The sequence below is a fragment of the Cupriavidus sp. OV096 genome (assembly GCF_900115455.1).
Classification (GTDB): domain Bacteria; phylum Pseudomonadota; class Gammaproteobacteria; order Burkholderiales; family Burkholderiaceae; genus Cupriavidus.
Genome location: NZ_FOWM01000001.1, coordinates 477,911 through 493,902 on the forward strand (window position 1 = coordinate 477,911; position 15,992 = coordinate 493,902).

At 65.0% G+C, this 15,992-nt stretch carries 16 protein-coding genes; 4 read left to right on the forward strand and 12 right to left on the reverse strand.

What is annotated here, in order from left to right; genetic code table 11:
• Positions 1-70: 70 nt before the first annotated feature.
• From accD to leuC, 12 genes are all read right to left on the reverse strand, one after another.
• Positions 71-943: an acetyl-CoA carboxylase, carboxyltransferase subunit beta gene (gene accD, locus BM115_RS02245; protein WP_092290111.1), complete on the reverse strand. Its 873-nt coding sequence runs from the start codon at positions 941-943 to the stop codon at positions 71-73.
• Between the two features lie 193 nt (positions 944-1,136).
• A complete protein-coding gene (gene trpA / locus BM115_RS02250; protein ID WP_092290113.1) occupies positions 1,137-1,934 on the reverse strand; it encodes a tryptophan synthase subunit alpha in 798 nt (265 codons plus the stop codon).
• An 8-nt stretch (positions 1,935-1,942) separates the two neighbouring features.
• Positions 1,943-2,827, reverse strand: coding sequence for a DNA-methyltransferase (locus BM115_RS02255; RefSeq protein ID WP_092290121.1), 885 nt, complete (start codon positions 2,825-2,827; stop codon positions 1,943-1,945).
• A complete protein-coding gene (gene trpB / locus BM115_RS02260) occupies positions 2,827-4,020 on the reverse strand; it encodes a tryptophan synthase subunit beta (protein ID WP_092290124.1) in 1,194 nt (397 codons plus the stop codon). The genes BM115_RS02255 and trpB overlap by 1 nt, the downstream gene beginning before the upstream one ends.
• A 102-nt stretch (positions 4,021-4,122) precedes the next feature.
• Positions 4,123-4,869 (reverse strand): phosphoribosylanthranilate isomerase, encoded by a 747-nt coding sequence (locus BM115_RS02265; RefSeq protein WP_092290126.1) that lies wholly within the window; start codon positions 4,867-4,869, stop codon positions 4,123-4,125.
• On the reverse strand, positions 4,856-5,677 hold the full coding sequence (gene truA, locus BM115_RS02270) for a tRNA pseudouridine(38-40) synthase TruA (RefSeq protein ID WP_092290128.1): 822 nt from the start codon (positions 5,675-5,677) through the stop codon (positions 4,856-4,858). Before truA ends, BM115_RS02265 begins: the two co-directional genes overlap by 14 nt.
• Before the next feature lie 132 nt (positions 5,678-5,809).
• A complete protein-coding gene (locus BM115_RS02275; RefSeq protein WP_255370661.1) occupies positions 5,810-8,647 on the reverse strand; it encodes a motility hub landmark protein FimV in 2,838 nt (945 codons plus the stop codon).
• Positions 8,648-8,929: 282 nt separating this feature from the next.
• Positions 8,930-10,066: an aspartate-semialdehyde dehydrogenase gene (gene asd / locus BM115_RS02280; protein ID WP_092290130.1), complete on the reverse strand. Its 1,137-nt coding sequence runs from the start codon at positions 10,064-10,066 to the stop codon at positions 8,930-8,932.
• 287 nt (positions 10,067-10,353) lie between these two features.
• Positions 10,354-11,421: a 3-isopropylmalate dehydrogenase gene (gene leuB / locus BM115_RS02285; RefSeq protein WP_092290132.1), complete on the reverse strand. Its 1,068-nt coding sequence runs from the start codon at positions 11,419-11,421 to the stop codon at positions 10,354-10,356.
• Positions 11,422-11,454: 33 nt separating this feature from the next.
• On the reverse strand, positions 11,455-12,105 hold the full coding sequence (gene leuD, locus BM115_RS02290; RefSeq protein ID WP_092290133.1) for a 3-isopropylmalate dehydratase small subunit: 651 nt from the start codon (positions 12,103-12,105) through the stop codon (positions 11,455-11,457).
• A 10-nt stretch (positions 12,106-12,115) separates the two neighbouring features.
• Entirely contained in the window at positions 12,116-12,247 is a 132-nt protein-coding gene (locus BM115_RS02295; protein WP_092290135.1) for an entericidin A/B family lipoprotein, read from the reverse strand.
• 47 nt (positions 12,248-12,294) lie between these two features.
• Positions 12,295-13,704, reverse strand: a complete 1,410-nt coding sequence (gene leuC / locus BM115_RS02300) for a 3-isopropylmalate dehydratase large subunit (RefSeq protein WP_092290149.1) — start codon at positions 13,702-13,704, stop codon at positions 12,295-12,297.
• Positions 13,705-14,067: 363 nt separating this feature from the next.
• Here leuC and BM115_RS02305 point away from each other — a divergent pair, with 363 nt between their 5' ends.
• The 4 genes from BM115_RS02305 to BM115_RS02315 are packed head-to-tail and all read left to right on the forward strand — an operon-like array spanning position 14,068 to position 15,971.
• A complete protein-coding gene (locus BM115_RS02305; protein WP_092290151.1) occupies positions 14,068-14,550 on the forward strand; it encodes an Hcp family type VI secretion system effector in 483 nt (160 codons plus the stop codon).
• Positions 14,551-14,563: 13 nt separating this feature from the next.
• Positions 14,564-15,178, forward strand: coding sequence for a peptidoglycan recognition protein family protein (locus tag BM115_RS02310; protein ID WP_092290153.1), 615 nt, complete (start codon positions 14,564-14,566; stop codon positions 15,176-15,178).
• Entirely contained in the window at positions 15,172-15,600 is a 429-nt protein-coding gene (locus BM115_RS27010; RefSeq protein ID WP_143093840.1) for a hypothetical protein, read from the forward strand. The genes BM115_RS02310 and BM115_RS27010 overlap by 7 nt, the downstream gene beginning before the upstream one ends.
• Positions 15,594-15,971, forward strand: coding sequence for a hypothetical protein (locus BM115_RS02315; protein WP_255370662.1), 378 nt, complete (start codon positions 15,594-15,596; stop codon positions 15,969-15,971). The genes BM115_RS27010 and BM115_RS02315 overlap by 7 nt, the downstream gene beginning before the upstream one ends.
• Positions 15,972-15,992 lie beyond the last annotated feature (21 nt).

Consider the following 15,992-nt stretch of genomic DNA (forward strand, 5'->3'; position numbering starts at 1 on the left):
CAAAACTGGAAAAACAAAATGGCGCGGGTGGGGGCACCCGCGCCATTGTCCTGCATTCACACGAATCGCGTCAGGCTACCGCGTCCGCCGGTTGCTTCTGCAGCAGCGCCAGCAGTTGCGCCAGCTCGGCGCGCAGCTTGCGACGGTCGACGATCATGTCGATCGCGCCCTTCTGCAGCAGGAACTCGGCACGCTGGAAGCCTTCCGGCAGCTTCTCGCGCACGGTCTGCTCGATCACGCGCGGGCCGGCAAAGCCGATCAGCGCCTTGGGTTCGGCAATCACCACGTCGCCCAGGAAGGCGAAGCTGGCCGAGACGCCGCCCATGGTCGGGTCCGTCAGCACGCTGATGAACGGCAGCTTGGCGTTGGCCAGCTGGTTCAGCATGGCCGTGGTCTTGGCCATCTGCATCAGCGACAGCAGGCTTTCCTGCATGCGCGCGCCGCCCGTGGCGGTAATGCAGATAAACGGCACCTTCTGCTCGAGCGCCGCCTGCGCGCCGCGCGCGAAGCGCTCGCCCACCACGGAGCCCATCGAACCGCCCATGAACTCGAACTCGAAGCAGCTCACCACCACCGGAATGGTGTGGATGGCACCGCCGATGACGACCATCGCATCGGTCTCGCCAGTCTCTTCCATGGCGGCCTTGATGCGGTCCGGGTACTTCTTGGTGTCCTTGAACTTCAGCGCGTCCACCGGCACGATTTCCTGGCCGATTTCATAGCGGCCTTCGGCGTCCAGCAGCGCGTCCAGCCGCTCGCGCGAGCGGATGCGCATATGGTGGTCGCACTTCGGGCAGACGTGCAGATTGGCCTCGACGTCGGTCCGGTACAGCGTGGACTCGCACGCCGGGCACTTGACCCACAGCCCTTCCGGAATGCCCTTGCGGGTGGAGGGGTCGGTCTGTTGAATCTTGGGAGGCAGGAGTTTATCCAACCAGCTCATGAAAGCTCCTTACGGATAGCCGCCGCCCGCGCGCCAGCCTGCATGCGCAGGCGCTGACGGTGAGACGGCAGGGAATCAGGCCGCGAATTTACCATGCCGGGCCGGTCTGGCCGAAGCAAATCGCGTCGATTGTGATACATCGATCACAATCAAGCCATGTCGATGTCGGCATGGCGTCACGTTTTGCCGCGGCTCAGGCGTCCAGGGCCTCGCGGATTTCGGCGATGAAGTCGCGCAGCGCGGTCACTGCCTGGTCGCGCGGGGCGTCTTCCAGCAGTTGCACCAGACGGCTGCCGATCACCACGGCGTCCGCCACGCTGCCGATGGCGCGCGCGGTCTGGGCATCGCGGATGCCGAAGCCCACGCCCACCGGCAGGTTGGCGTGGCGCTTGATCAGTGGCAGGCGGCTCGCCACGCTTTCCAGGTCGATCGTGGCCGAGCCGGTCACGCCCTTCAGCGACACGTAATAAAGATAGCCGCTGGCGACCTTCGCCACCGCCTCGATGCGCGCATCGGTGGAGGTCGGGGCGAGCAGGAAGATGGGATCCATCTCATTGGCGCGCATCAGGGCGGCAAACGCCTCGCACTCCTCGGGCGGATAGTCGACCACGAGCACGCCGTCCACGCCAGCCGCGCGGGCGGCCTTGGCGAAGGCCTCGTCGCCCATCCGCTCGATCGGGTTGGCGTAGCCCATCAGCACGACGGGCGTGCTGGCGTCGGTTTTTCGGAATTCTGCGACCCAGGCGAGCACCTGCGTCAGCGTCACGCCCTGCGCGAGCGCCCGCTCGGATGCGCGCTGGATCACCGGGCCGTCGGCCATCGGGTCCGAGAACGGCACGCCGAGTTCGATCACATCGGCGCCACCGGCCACCAACGCGTGCATCAGGTCCACGGTCAGGCCGGGCGCCGGATCCCCGGCGGTGATGAACGGAATCAGGCCCTTCTTCTGCTGCGCGGCCAAGGCCGCGAAAGTCTTCTGGATGCGGGACATGTCAGGAATTAGATAAGGCGTTGGACGGCGGCATCGGCTTCCGCGGCATCGTCATTGGCGGCGGGTACTGCGGGTTGAACCGGATCCGGCACGGCGGGCGTGACCAGCGGGATCGCCGCCTCCACCCGCTGGCGCACCAGTTGCGCGTACTCAGGATTCATCTCATAGCCGACGAAGCGCCGGCCATGGCGCACGCAGGCCACGGCGGTGGTGCCGCTGCCCGTGAACGGATCGAGCACGAGCCCGCCCGGCGGGCAGCTCGCCAGCACCATCCGCTCCACGATCTCGAGCGGCTTCTGGGTCGGATGGTCGGCGCGCTCGGGGTCCTGGCGATGGATGCGGGACACGCTCCACAGGTCCTTCGGGTTGTATCCCACCTCGAGCCACTTCTTGCCCTCGAAGCGCGGCCGGCTGCGCGCCTTCTTGGTCTCGGCATCGTACGGTATCCGTACCGGGTCGAGGTCGAAGTAGTAGTCGCGCTGGCGGGCGAAGAAGCCGATGTTGTCATGCACCGACGAATACTTGCGCGTGGTGCCTCCCATGCTCGGCACGCGGCGGTCCCAGATGATCTCGTTGATCATGGTCAACCGTTGCTTGAGCATCACGAACAGCTCGGGCGAGTACTGCCACGTGCAGAACAGGTAGAGCGAGCCGCGCGGCGCGATTTTCGGCACGATGGCGTCCATCCACCGCTCGGACCATTCCAGGTAGGCCTGGCCCGAGAGGCGGTCGGAATCGTTGCCGTAGTCCTTGCCCAGCCCATAGGGCGGGTCAGCCACGACGAGATCGATGGAGCCGTCGGGGATCTTGGAGATCCCTTCCAGCACGTCTTCCTGATAGAGCCGCAACGCGGAGGAGTCCAGCAGGTCGGATTCGGGAGGCAGCACTTGCATCAGAGCTTCAGCCCCGCACGTTCGGCCACGGTGTGCATGTCCTTGTCGCCCCGTCCGGAGAGGTTCACCAGCAGTAGCTTGTCCTTCGGCAGCGTCGGCGCCAGCTTGCAGGCGTAGGCGATGGCATGGCTCGACTCCAGCGCCGGGATGATGCCCTCGATGCGGCAGCAGTCATGGAAGGCCTTGAGCGCCTCGTCGTCGGTAATCGGCACGTACTGCGCGCGGCCGATGTCCTTGAGCCACGCGTGCTCGGGACCCACGCCCGGGTAGTCCAGGCCGGCCGAGACCGAATGGGTCTCGATGATCTGGCCGTTGGCGTCCTGCAGCAGGTAGGTGCGGTTGCCGTGCAGCACGCCCGGCGAGCCGCCGGTCAGCGACGCCGCGTGGCGGCCCGTCTCCAGGCCGTCGCCGGCGGCTTCCACGCCGATCAGCTGCACATCGGGATAGTCGATATACGGATAGAAGATGCCCATCGCATTGGAGCCACCTCCCACGCACGCGATGACCGCGTCTGGCTGGCGGCCGGCCAACTCGGGCATCTGCACCTTGGCTTCCTCGCCGATCACGCACTGGAAGTCACGCACCATCATCGGGTACGGGTGCGGGCCCGCCACGGTACCGATGATGTAGAACGTGGATTCCACGTTGGTCACCCAGTCGCGCATCGCTTCATTGAGCGCGTCCTTGAGCGTGCGCGAGCCGGACTCCACGGGCACGACGGTGGCACCGAGCAGCTTCATGCGGTAGACGTTGGCGGCCTGACGCTGCACGTCCTCGGCCCCCATGTAGACCACGCATTCCATGCCGAAGCGCGCGGCGATCGTCGCCGTGGCCACGCCGTGCATGCCGGCGCCGGTTTCGGCAATCACGCGCTTCTTGCCCATCTTGCGGGCCAGAATCGCCTGACCAATCACATTGTTGATCTTGTGCGCGCCGGTGTGGTTCAGGTCTTCGCGCTTGAGGAAGATCTGGGCCCCGCCGAGCGTCTCGCTCCAGCGCTGCGCATGGTAGATCGGCGACGGGCGGCCGACGAAGTGCTTCAGCTCGCGCCGGTATTCGGCGTCGAACGCGGGATCGTTCTGGGATTGCGCATAGGCTTCGCGCAGCTCGTCCAGCGCGTGAACCAGCGTTTCGGAAACGAAGGTGCCGCCATAGGGGCCGAAATGGCCACGGGAATCGGGCAAGTCGTACATGTCCAGGCTCTCAGGATGGCGCACCGGCCCGGTTCGGGCAGGGGCGCTGAAATTCGGGGATGCGGCCGGCAGGCGGCGGGAACGGGTCCGGGAGGCCCCGGGTCACCCTGCTTCCGCCATGCGCACGGCACGCACGAACGCGGCAATGCGGGCGTGGTCCTTCACGCCCTTCGACGCCTCCACGCCGCTGCTCACATCCACGGCGTAGGGGCGTACGCGCTCAATCGCGCCAGCGACGTTTTGCGCGTTCAACCCACCACTCAAAACGATGCGAGGAGCGCCGTTTGCGTTCGGGCTGCCCTTGGGGGGCACGGAGGGTGCCGGCTGCGAGGTGGAAACCAGCGCCGGATCGGTCGGAAGCCATTGGCCGGGAATCAGGGTCCAGTCGAAGACGTGGCCGCCACCGCCATAGCCTTCCACGAAGGCATCGAGCAACAGGCCGGCGGCGTCACGGTATTGATCGGCGAATTCTACCAAATCGAGCCCCGGACGAACACGGGCCGCACGCATGAAGGGCAGCCGGCAGCGCCGGGCGATCTCCGCGCACTGCTCGGGGGTCTCGTCACCGTGGAACTGAAGTAGCGTCAACGGCACTCGCTCCGCCACGTGGGCCACTTCCTCGGCATCGGCATTGACGAACAGGCCAACCACCGAGACGAACGGCGCGACTCGCTCGGCCAGTGCCGCCGCGCGCGCCACGTCCACATAGCGCGGGCTGCCGGCGTAGCAGACCAGGCCGATGGCGTCGGCGCCGGCATCCACGGCGGCGCGTACGTCGTCCTCGCGGGTCAGGCCGCAGATCTTGACGCGGGTGCGGCCGGGCATCTGGCTGAAATCAGGCGCCGTCATCGGTAAAGACTCCGTGGAAGAAGCTCGCGGACGGGTCCGCGGCGGGCAGCCGGTACGGCTCAGGATACTTCACGCCGGCCAGGTAGAGGCCATCGGGCATGAAGGTGGGCGCAGCCAGACGGCGGTCGCGGCCGGCCAGCACTTCGGCCATCCAGCTCACCGGATAGCGGCCCCGCCCTACCGCTACGAGGGAACCCATCAGGTTGCGCACCATGTGGTGCAGGAAGGCGCTGGCGCGGAAGCGCAGGAAGACCCAGTTGCCGTCGGCCCTCAGGGTCACGTCGTACATCGTCTTGATGGGCGACTTGGCCTGGCATTCGGCGGCGCGGAAGGCCGAGAAATCGTGCTCGCCCAGCAGGCAGCTCGCGGCGGCGCGCATGGCGTCCACGTCGAGCTGCTGGCCCGGCGGGAGCATCAGGTAGCCGGCGCGGCCATGCAGCATTGGCACGCGGTGCGGGCCGGTGTAGAGCGCGTAGTAATACTTGCGCTCGAACGCCAGGAAGCGCGCGTGGAAGCCCTCGTCCACCGGCTCGGCCCATTGCAGGGCGACCGACGGCGGCAGGAAGGCGTTGATGCCGCGCACCCAGGAAAACTTGTCGCGCGAGAGTTCGGTATCGAGATGAATCACCTGCCCGAGCGCATGCACGCCGGCATCGGTACGCCCCGCCACCGTGGTCAGCAGGCGAGTCCCGGCAAAACGCTCGATGGCGTCTTCCAGATGGTCCTGCACGGTATTGCGGTGCGGTTGCGCCTGCCAGCCCGAGAAGGCCGACCCGTCGTACTGAAGCCCGATGGCGATGCGATTCATGGATCCCAAAAGAAAATGCGCCGGAAGGGACGCTTCCGGCGCATCGCTTCGGGCCGCAACGGCGTGGCGCCGTGCAAGCCCTCCATCATACCGGCCTTTGCAGGCCGTTTTCCGACGCCTGACCGCTACCGGTCAGGCCACCTCGCGCAGCAGCGTGCGCGCTTCGGCCTGGAGCGGGTCTTGCGACTGATCCACCACTTCCTGGAGTAGTTCGCGGGCCCCTTCCTTGTCGCCGATCTCGATGTAGGCACGCGCCAGGTCGAGCTTGATCTGCATGTCGCGGCCGCCGTCCATGCCGTTGGCGGACAGGGTGCTGGCGGACACGCCGTGGGTGGTGTCACCACCGCCCTCGGACGTCACGCGACTCAGGTCGATCGGCTCGGCCAGACGGCCGTTCTGCAGCATCGTCGGCGCCGGGAGCGGCACCGAGTCGGCCAGCGGGTCGTTGCCCGCCGACTTGCCGGCGCTGCCGGGGTTCAGGTCGAGCGAGATGCCCGACATGTCGAACTCCAGCGGACGCGAACGCGTCGGGGTATCGAGCGCCGGCACCTCGGCCAGGTGGCGGCTTTCCAGGTCAGCCGGCATGTCGAGGCCGGTGTCGTGGCTTTCGTCGAGTACGTCATCCAGACGTGCCACCGGTTCCGCTTGGAATTCGTTACCGAATACCAGCGAGGCCGACTCCGGTGCCACGATGGGCTCCCCCGGCGCGGGCGCCGGGAAGGCGTCGAGCGGCAGCGCCAGATCCGCCATGGCGGGCTCGCGCGGCGGTTGCTCGAGGTTGTGCGCGGGGTCCTGCGTGCGCCATTGGTCCGCGACCGGCGTGGTGGTATCCACTTCGGCCGTGGCGTCCGGCGCTACCGACAAATACAAGGCATTGCTCGGGTCCAGCTTGCGACCCATTTCGGCGGCCTGCAGCCAGTCCGCGCCTTGCCCGCCCGTCTGGGCGAACATTTCTTCTGCAATCACTCGGAAACCTTCCACATCCTGGCGAGTGTTGTAAATCTCCAGCAGCTTCAGGCGAATGGCCTGACGCTCCGGGCTCTGTTGCAGCGCTTCGCGCAGGATTTCTTCGGCCTGCACGTCGCGCCCGTAGGCGATATACACCTCCGCCTCGGCGATCGGGTCCACCTCGGTAGCTTCCGGCGAGTTGTTGCCGATCCGGAAATCGGCGCCGAACACGCTGTGCTGCGAGGTATCCACGCTCTGGCCGCCGGCGGTGCCGAACAGCGAATGGCCACCGGCCATCACCGTGCTTTCCTGCGACAGGATGCTGTCGCCGAAGCCGCCGTTGTCAGCGGTCTTCTGCTTCTGGCGGCGACGATAGACGGCATAGCCGCCCAGCAGCGCGACCAGCAGGCCGGCGCCCGGCAGCAGCATCGGGTTGCCCAGCAGTTCGTCCAGGAACGAGGGCTCCGGTACCGGTGCGGGCTGCACGCGCGGCGCGGGCTTCTTCACGGCCACAGGGGCGGAAGCGGCGGCGGCCGGGGCGGGTGCGGCGGCGTCTGCCTGCGGCGCCGAAGCGGCGGCCGTTGCAGCCACAGCGGCTGCGGCCGGCGCGGCGGCATCGGCTGCGGAGGCCGGTGCAGCTGCCGTGGCGGCCGGAGCCGGCGTCGGCGTGGCCGTGCTCGTCGCGGCAGTCGCCGTGTCAGCGGGCTTGGCCGGCTCGGCGGGCACCACGGTCGGCGCGGTGCTGGCCGCCGGCGTGGCCGGCGCAGCAGCCTGGGCCGGAGCCGCCTTGGCCTGGTTCAGCTTGGCGATCTCGGCATTCTTCAGCTCCATCAGGCGCTGCATGTCCGTGACGTTCTTCTCGAGCTGGGCCAGCTTCGACTCGGCGTCCTTCAGCTTGCGCTGCGAGGCCACTTCGGCTTCGGCCTGGGCTTGCGCCTTGGCCTGCGCGGCGCGGTCTGCCTTGCTCAGCTTCAGTTCGTCGCGCGGACCGGCGGCGGGCACCGTGGTGTCCTGCACGCGCGCCGTCACGTTGCCGGACTGCTCACGCCCCGAGCCCGCTTCCACGGACTTCGCGGCAGCGGCGGCGGCCAGACGGCTGCGGTAGCTGTCGAAGCCCTGCGTGCGCGCCACGACCTCGCGGCGAGCTTCGCGCGGGCTCACGGACTGCGCCTGCTGGGCGCTCGGCACCTTCAACACCGCGCCGGACTTGATCCGGTTGATGTTGCCGCCGATGAATGCATTCGGATTATTCCGATACAGCGCGAGCAGCATCTGCTCGAGCGACACGTCCTGGCCCTGCGCGGCATCGCCGGCAATGCTGGACAGCGTGTCGCCGCGCTGGATCGTGTATGGCTCGCCGGCGGCAGCGCCGTCGGTCGATGCGGGGGCCGCCGGGGCGGCGGCGCGGCGCGGCTGGCGCGGGGCCGGAGCCGGACGAGCGGCCTCCGACGACGCGGCGGCCGGCACCGGCGCGGCGGGCTTGGCCGCCTGCGCGGGGGCCTCGGCCGGGGACGCATCGGGCGTAGCCGCCTGCACCACCGTGGTCGGGGCGAAGCTCTGGTTGGACTTCGCGCCCGCTGGATCGAGCAGGAACGTGTAGGCGCGCGTCACCTTGCCGCTCGACCAGCTCATGTCGACGAGGATGTCGACGAACGGTTCGCTGATCGGCTGGTTGGAACGGACGGTTGCCACATAGGTGCCGTTGGGGCGCTGCTCCACCTGGAGTCGCACGCCGGACACGGCCGGCAGGTACGTCAGCCCTGCCCTGGCGTAGGCGGCCGGCGAGGCAAGCTTGACGTTGAGACTGTCCGCTTCCTCGGCCGAAACGCCGCTGATATCGATTTCAGCCTGGAGCGGTTGCCCCAGATTGGACTGTACCCGTAATTGTCCGAACCCCGCGGCGTACGCGGCGGGCTGCATCAGCAGCAAACCGAGAGCCGTGACGGCCAGCGTTGACCAGCGCTGACGGACAGTAGGCGCATCTTTCCGGCGATGTAGGCTCACACTCACCTCGTGCTCCATTTATGTTTCTAGTAGCGAAAAATAAACCCGACCCAAATGCCTGGCAGGCGGGCGGACGGCCGGTGCGGACGAAAAAAACGTCGTGCCCGATTGTCTCACCCCTTCGCCGCAATGACGCGACGGTGACCCCTTGGCCAGGCGAATGCCGGCTGTATTGTGACGCAAGCCTGGGAAAAATAGGGGTCCGAACGTAACAACGCCGCGCTGGGGCGCGGCGTTGGCAGGAAAGCGGCGGATTCTGTTGCCTCCCCGCAACGAATGCCGGGGAGACTCAGTACCTGCTTACTTCTCGATCAGAATGCGCAGCATACGACGCAGCGGCTCGGCGGCGCCCCACAGCAGTTGGTCGCCCACCGTGAAGGCCGAGAGGTACTCGCCGCCCATCTGCATCTTGCGCAGGCGACCCACCGGAATGCTCAGCGTGCCGGTCACGGCAGCCGGGGTCAGGTCGGTCATGCTCGCTTCGCGCGTGTTCGGCACCACCTTGGCCCACGGGTTGTGGGAGGCCAGCATGCCTTCGATCTCGTCCAGCGGCACATCCTTGCGCAGCTTGATGGTCAGCGCCTGCGAGTGGCAGCGCATGGCGCCAATCCGCACGCACAGGCCGTCCACGGCGATCGGGGTGGCCCCGGTCGCGCCCAGGAAGCCATCGCCGCGACCCAGGATCTTGTTGGTCTCGGCGCCGCCCTTCCATTCTTCGCGCGACACGCCGTTGCCCAGATCCTTGTCGATCCAGGGAATCAGGTTGCCGGCCAGCGGCACGCCGAATTGCTTGGTTTCGTCCGCCGACAGGCCGTGCTGCGTGGCCAGGATGGTGCGGTCGATCTCGAGGATGGCCGAGGCGGGGTTGTCCAGCAGCGGCTTGACCGAGGCGTTCAAGGTGCCGAACTGCGTCAGCAGCTCGCGCATATGCTGCGCGCCGCCGCCCGAGGCCGCCTGGTAGGTCATGGAGGTCATCCACTCGATCAGGTCGTTCTCGAACAGGCCGCCGAGGCCCATCAGCATGCAGCTGACCGTGCAGTTGCCGCCGATGAAGTTCTTGACGCCCTTCGAAAGTGCATCCTTGATCACGTCATTGTTGACGGGGTCGAGCACGATGATCGCGTCGTCCTTCATGCGCAGCGAAGACGCCGCATCAATCCAGTAGCCGTTCCAGCCGGCCGCGCGCAGGCGCGGGAAGACATCGCTGGTGTAGTCGCCGCCCTGGGCGGTGAGCACCACGTCGCACTGCTTCAGTGCGTCGATGTCGTTGGCATCTTTCAGCGTGGTTTCGTTCTTCGCCATGGCCGGGGCCTTGCCGCCGGCGTTGGACGTGCTGAAGAAAACGGGCTCGATATGGTCGAAATCGCGCTCTTCCTGCATGCGTTGCATCAGGACGCTGCCGACCATTCCTCGCCAACCGACGAGACCTACAATCATGACTTACCTCGGATGTGATGAGTACTTCCCCGCCATTTTCCTCGCCCGGCGTACGCTGCGCGGGGAAGACGGGCAGGCACGACGAACGATCTTAGGGGATCGTTTTGGTAGTAATGGTTTTAATCGTCGCGGTATGGTCGCGCGAACCCACGCCGGCCGTGATGACGGCAGCGATGGCAGTAGCGAGGAACTGGGGAATTCGGACCATTCGCGGAGTCTACACGATTTTCTTGCGCCAACGGGGCCCGAAGGCCCCGTTTTTGGCACGAACTGGCAAAAACGGCCGATTACAGCGCAGCCAGCACGGCTTCGCCCATCTCCCGCGTGCCGACCTGCTTGCAGCCCGGCGTGAGGATGTCGCCGGTGCGGTAGCCCTGGGCCAGCACCTTCTTGACGGCGTTCTCGATGCGGTCGGCCTGGTCGGCCTTGTTCAGCGAGTAGCGCAGCATCATCGCGGCGGAGAGGATGGTGGCCAGCGGATTGGCCACGCCCTTGCCGGCGATGTCCGGCGCCGAGCCGTGCGACGGCTCGTACAGACCCTTGTTGTTGGCATCGAGCGACGCCGACGGCAGCATGCCGATGGAACCGGTCAGCATCGCGGCCTCGTCGGACAGGATGTCGCCGAACATATTGCCGGTAACGATCACATCGAAGCTCTTCGGCGCCTTGACCAGCTGCATGGCCGCGTTGTCGACGTACATGTGCGACAGCTCGACGTCCGGATATTCCTTGCTGACATCGATCACGATGTCCTTCCAGAACTGGAACGTCTCCAGCACGTTGGCCTTGTCCACGCTGCACAGCTTCTTGCCACGCTTGGCTGCGGCCTGGAACGCCACGTGGGCGATGCGGCGGATCTCGGGCTCGCTGTAGCGCATCGTGTCGAAGGCTTCGCGGGCGCCCTTGAACAGGCCGTCCGGGGCCTCGCGCATGCCGCGCGGCTGACCGAAGTAGATGTCGCCGTTCAGCTCACGCACGATCAGGATGTCCAGGCCGGCCACCAGTTCGGGCTTCAGGCTCGAGGCGCCGGTCAGCTCCGGGTAGCAGATCGCCGGGCGGAAGTTCGCGAACAGCTGCAGGTGCTTGCGCAGGCCCAGGATGGCCTGCTCCGGGCGCAGCGGGCGCTCCAGGCTGTCGTACTTCCAGTCGCCCACGGCGCCGAACAGGATGGCATCGGCCTCCTTGGCCAGCTTCAGCGTGTTCTCGGGCAGCGGATGGCCTTCGGCCTCGTAGCCGGCGCCGCCGACCGGCGCCGTTTCCAGTTCGAATTTCTCGTCGAGGGCGTTGAGCACCTTGACAGCTTCGGCAACGATCTCGGGACCAATGCCGTCACCCGGCAGGACTGCAATCTTCATCTGTCTTCCTGTATTGGAGTGTGTCTTGCGCGGTCAGCCGACCAGGCGATTGCCCAGCCAGGGCATCTTCGTCAGGCGCTCGGCTTCGTACGCCTTGATCTTGTCCTTGTGGCGCAGCGTCAGCGCCACGTCGTCAAAGCCGTTCAGCATGCAGTACTTGCGGAACGGGGCGATGTCGAACGGGTAGCTGTTGCCGCCCGGCGTGAGCACCACCTGCTTGTCCAGGTCGATGGTCAGCTGGTAGCCCGGGAACGCGTTGGTCTCGTTGAACAGGTGGTCGACCTGGAGGTCGGTCAGCGACACCGGCAGCAGGCCGTTCTTGTAGCAGTTATTGAAGAAGATATCGGCGAAGCTCGGCGCGATGACGGCGCGGAAGCCGTATTGCGTGAGCGCCCACGGCGCGTGCTCGCGCGAGCTGCCGCAGCCGAAGTTGTTGCGTGCCAGCAGGATGCTCGCGCCCTGGTAGCGCTGCTGGTTCAGCACGAAGTCCGGGTTCAGCGGGCGCTTGCTGTTGTCCTGGCCGGGCTGGCCGACGTCCTTGTAGCGCCATTCGTCGAACAGGTTCGGGCCGAAGCCCGTGCGCTTGATCGACTTCAGGAACTGCTTCGGGATGATGGCGTCGGTGTCGACGTTTTCGCGGTCCAGCGGCGCCACGAGGCCGCTGTGTACGGTGAACTTGTCCATGAGTATGTCCTTACTTGCGCGCCGCGTTCTCGAGGGAACGCCCGGCGGCCTGCGTGTCCTTGCCGATGCCAGCCATCGTGTTGCAGCCAGCCAGTTGCAGCATGCCCAGGCATGCCAGGAACGTGATCACGATCTTTTTCATGTTCTGCTTATTCGATTAGCCGTGTACGGATGCCGTTGCGTAACGCCTCAGCCCAGCTTTCGGATGTCGACGAAATGACCCTCGATGGCAGCGGCGGCGGCCATCGCCGGGCTGACCAGGTGGGTCCGGCCGCCGGCGCCCTGGCGGCCTTCGAAGTTGCGGTTCGAGGTGGAAGCGCAGCGCTCGCCCGGCTCCAGCCGGTCGGCGTTCATCGCCAGGCACATCGAGCAGCCCGGCTCGCGCCATTCGAAGCCGGCGGCCTTGAAGACCTTGTCCAGCCCTTCGCGCTCGGCTTGCGCCTTCACCAGGCCCGAGCCCGGCACCACCATCGCCAGCTTCACGTTGCCGGCTACCTTGCGGCCCAGCTTCTGCACCACCCAGGCGGCGGCGCGCATGTCCTCGATGCGGCTGTTGGTGCAGGAGCCGATGAACACCTTGTCGATCTGGATCGACTCCATCGGGACGTTCGGCTGCAGGTTCATGTACTCGAGCGCGCGCTCCATGGCGTTGCGGCGGTTCGGGTCTTTTTCCTTCTCGGGATCGGGTACGCGGTCCTCGATGCTGACCACCATCTCGGGCGACGTGCCCCAGGTGACCTGCGGACGGATGTCCTCGCCGCGCAGTTCAACCACCTTGTCGAAGTGGGCGCCTGCGTCCGAATGCAGCGTGCGCCAATAGGCCACGGCCTGGTCCCATTCCACGCCCTGCGGCGCGTACGGACGACCCTTCACGTATTCCAGCGTCACGTCATCCACGGCCACCATGCCGGCGCGCGCGCCAGCTTCGATCGCCATGTTGCAGACGGTCATGCGGCCTTCCATCGTCAGGTCGCGGATGGCGGACCCGGCGAATTCCATGGTGTAGCCCGTACCGCCAGCCGTGCCGATCTTGCCGATGATGGCCAGCACGATGTCCTTGGCGGTGCAGCCGCGCGGCAGCTTGCCTTCCACGCGGATCAGCATGTTCTTGGCCTTCTTGCCCAGCAGCGTCTGCGTGGCCAGCACGTGCTCCACCTCGGACGTACCGATGCCGTGCGCCAGCGCGCCGAACGCGCCGTGCGTGCTGGTGTGCGAATCGCCGCAGACCACCGTCATGCCCGGCAGCGTGGCGCCCTGCTCCGGCCCGATCACGTGGACGATGCCCTGGCGGTGATCGTTCATCTTGAACTGGGTGATGCCGAAGGCGTCGCAGTTGGCGTCGAGCGTATCGACCTGAAGCTTCGAGACGGGGTCGGTGATGCCTTCCGTACGGTCCGTGGTCGGGACGTTGTGGTCGGACACGGCCAGGTTCGCGCTGATGCGCCACACCGGACGCTCCGCCAGCTTCAGCCCCTCGAACGCCTGCGGGCTGGTCACTTCGTGCAGCAGGTGGCGATCGATGTAGAGCAGCGTCGTGCCGTCTTCCTCGACGTGGACGGTGTGGTCATCCCAGAGTTTGTCGTAGAGCGTCTTGGCCATGATGCAGGGGGGGCGAACCGTCCGTCCGGGCAGGAACGGCGCAGGTCCGCGCAGTGGTTTGCAGGGGATTGTTATTTACCGGATGCCTTCGCGGGTCGGCGCCGCTATTGTGCCGCGCCTCCGGCGTGGCCGGTGATTGCTTGACATCGCAATCGATTATGCCACGCGGGGGCCCGCCCAAGCGGTCAGACGCTGCCAACCGCCCGGTAGTCATTGGCGAAAGGGGGATTTCGCGGTTGGCGAAAAGGGGTGGGTGGCGGCAAGTCCGGGGCGGCGGCGCCTTTCGAACTAGTTCTATAGATCACTTCTTTGCCGATCGATAGGCTCCCTGAGTTGTTTCTCAACCAACGACGGGAGCATCTGATGGCGCAGGACATTTTCTTGAAGCTGACAGGAATCGAGGGCGAAGCGACGGACGCCAGCCATTCGAAAGAGATTGAGGTTCTGACGTGGGAATGGTCGGTGAAGCAGCCATCGAACATGCACGCAGGAAGGGGCGGCGGCGCAGGCAAGGCGACCGTTGAGGACCTGACGTTCGAACACTATGTCGACCGCGCCACGCCCAATCTGATTCAGTACTGCCTGACCGGGAAACATATCGGCAGCGCAGTGCTGACGATGCGCAAGGCGGGTGGCAAGCCGCTTGAGTTTCTTAGGATCACGATGGAGGACGTCCTGATCACGCAGGTGAAACCGGCTCACAACATCAATATGCGCGCGCCCCGGGAAGAAGTCAGCCTTTCATTCTCGCGAGTGAAGCACGAATACGTCGTGCAGAACGCCTCCGGCGGCAGTGCCGGGACGGTCAGCATGGGTTATGACGTGAAGGTAAACAAATCAATCTGACTGGGAGACACATATGTTCTTTATCGACAAGAATGGTCGAGTCGACGCTGAACGCGTCAAGGTCAAGATCTTCCCGAACATTGAGCGGGGGCCGATGGACAGGGTAAATGGGATTATCGTTCACCAGACAGATGGCTCTACAACTGAAAGTACATTCAGCAGCTATCGAGCGAAAGGCGCGCTCGGCGCCCATTTCCTGATCGACAAGGACGGGACGATATATCAAACAGCTTCGCTGAAGAAAATTACCAGACACGTGGGAAAGCTACAGTCACGCTGCATTGTTACGCACAAATGCTCGCCTGCTGAATTGAAGCTGACCACTGCAATTCAACTTCAATATACAAAGCTATCGATACACGAACACAAGAAGCCTTGGCCCGAGCGCTACCCTTCCAGCGACGACTCCATCGGTATCGAAATCGTGGGGAAATCCATGCCGATTGATCCAGCCAGCGACAGCAAGACCGCAAGGGTCTACGAGAACGTCACCACCCAGCAGAATGCGTCTCTCCGCTGGCTCATCGCGGAACTGGTTGCAACGTTCAAAGTTCCGACCGGAGAGATTTATCGACATCCTCAGGTCTCATATAAGAACTTAACCGAGGCGAGCACAGCAGAATGGTAAAGCTCGGACTGATCAGTGTCTCTATGATGGCCGCACTTTACGCGTTACCTGTAACGGCCCAAGAGAGAACAGTGACAAAGGTAGTCATCAAGGAAACGGGTTTAACCTCGCACACTGACGACGCCAGCCTCACGGAAAACTGTAAGACCTTCAAGCCAACAGTCAGCCAAGTGAAACGGTATTTCTCCAAGGCCTATCCGATAGAGAGCCGCATTCTGACGCACGAGCGTTATTCCCCATGCTTTGCAGTGGGTGAAGTATCGTTCAGCGACAACACTTCAGGCAGATTCCGGCTCTACTCAGGAGGGACCGCCACATTATTCTGGTTAGGAGGCAATACGGTCGATCTGCTCTACAAACGCAACAAATGGCATGACCCGTTCGCATGTGCATATGGTTTGAGCGACGAACCCGAATGCTGATGATGGAAGGCTTAGGCACCAATCTAGTAGCGCACCATCCCGACGCTCCAGAACCGCCCTGGATCATCTTCCCTAACATCAAGCCAGATGAACTGGCGGCACACGTTCAACAAGGAATTTCCGAACCTTGGTTCGATCGGGTGTGGAGGCCATTCTGGACACCCCTGACTTCAAGACAGCAGGACCGCTACCTAGACGACTGGCAGGCCAGTCCCGAATGGCGAGAGGCGATCGTTTTCGTCTTCGATTCTTTCTCTGACCTAGATGTCGATCAGGATGCCAGGGAGTCGGAGGAGTACCTCAGGACGCTTGGAAAAACCACGCAAGAAAAGAAACGCTCGTTTCTGAGCCGACTCCTCAGGCGCCGCTAGATGGTAAGTGCTCCTACAGCA